Annotated in this window: 2 protein-coding genes; both read right to left on the reverse strand. The window is 31.6% G+C overall.

The features are described from left to right. Positions 1 to 262 precede the first annotated feature (262 nt). Positions 263 to 1,360 carry an IS91 family transposase gene (locus EUBIFOR_RS11875; RefSeq protein ID WP_003866318.1) on the reverse strand — a complete coding sequence of 366 codons (1,098 nt, stop codon included), beginning with the start codon at positions 1,358 to 1,360 and terminating at the stop codon, positions 263 to 265. Further along, on the reverse strand, positions 1,360 to 1,619 hold a 260-nt coding region (locus EUBIFOR_RS12565), incomplete at its 5' end, for a tyrosine-type recombinase/integrase (protein ID WP_147587437.1). The genes EUBIFOR_RS12565 and EUBIFOR_RS11875, both read right to left, overlap by 1 nt.

A 1,619-nucleotide genomic window follows, 5' to 3' on the forward strand; every position in this document is an offset into this window, starting at 1 on the left:
TATAATACATTAGAAAATTAATACATCAATGTTGATAAAAAACACCAATCGAAGCACATTATTGTACAACATTGGTGTTTTAATTTTATTGAACTAACACATCTCTGTATGGATAAAAGTATAATTGCTTATCCTCTAAAAATTTTAGTTTCTATCGAAATATTTGATTTAAAGGTTCCATTTTTCACGATTTTTCTGTATATTGGGTATGGTCCCCTTACCCAATGATTTCATTGGGCTGGTGACTTTGGAATTTGTGGGATTATTCCAATTGATAGTGGCGTTTTTGTCCGCATTTGATGCAGATGGAAACGTCTCTTTTTAATATATCCGAAATAATCTGTTCATAGTCAATTAGTAATGGTCCTGGATTTTTCGTGTTTGTAGCAGTTCGTACAGCTTTTATTCTTTCTTCTTTATTACGGTTTCCTAGAAATCCATAATGGCGGATCTTCATAAAATTTGGTGGAAGTACATGCATCATATATCTACGAAAAAATTCTGTGTCGTCTAAAGTCATTTCCTTTATTTGATTATGATCTGAATAATCTTTGTACGAAAATGTCACTTTATTATCTTCATACTTTTTGATACGTGCATTACTTATCGCAATTCTATGTGTATATCTTCCAAGATATTTGACAACATGTTTTGCACTTTTCATTGGCTTTTTAGTATATACAACCCAGTCTTTGGAATAACAGGTATTTATAATATTTTGAAACTGTTCTTCATCTTTGATTTTTCTTTGATCAAAATTCTTTTTAGTATAGCTTAGGAATTTTCCTTTAAATAATTTAGATACTACTTTTACTGGAAGAAAGAATTTCTTTTTTGAATTTTTCCATTTTCCATTTGAATCAATTCCACCACCAGGAACGATCATATGGATATGCGGATGTAAAGAAAGGTTCTGTCCCCAAGTATGAAGTACGGAAGTAAATCCAATTTTAGCTCCTAGATACTTTTTGTCTTTTGACAGTTCTTTGATGGTTTCTGCAGAAACATCAAACAAAGCCTTGTACATGAATTTTGGATCCATTAGACAAAGTATGTTTAATTCATTGGGAATCGTAAATACAACATGAAAATAATTCACATTCAAAGTAAAACGTTCCTGCTTATGTATCCATATCTCTTTGTCTACAGCTCCACATTCAGGGCAGTTTGGATTTTTACATGAATTGTAGTGAATCTCAGTATGACCGCAGCATTCACAAGTATCTGTATTGAATCCCATTACTTCTGTTTTACATTCAATGATATTGCGAAGAGCTTTTTTCTGTTTGTGGTTCAATTTTGAATAATCGATTTTACCTTCGATATCCATGTATTTGAATATGTCTTGAATATGTACCATTACTCAATTTCCATCAAAGAAGAAAGAACTGGAGCCTGTGCTAAATCAGAAATATCGTACTTGATATAACGTGATGTAGAAGAAAAGCTTGAATGTCCCAACAGTTTCTTTAAAGTGAATATATTACATCCGTTTTTGAGCATAAGTGTAGCGTACGTGTCTCGAAGATTATGGAAACGCATGGTTGGAACATAAAAGGAAAAATTTTTAATGTACTCTTTGAAAAGAATATTGATGTAACTCTGATTGATATATGGAG

The organism is Holdemanella biformis DSM 3989 (assembly GCF_000156655.1).
Classification (GTDB): Bacteria; Bacillota_I; Bacilli_A; order Erysipelotrichales; family Erysipelotrichaceae; genus Holdemanella; species Holdemanella biformis.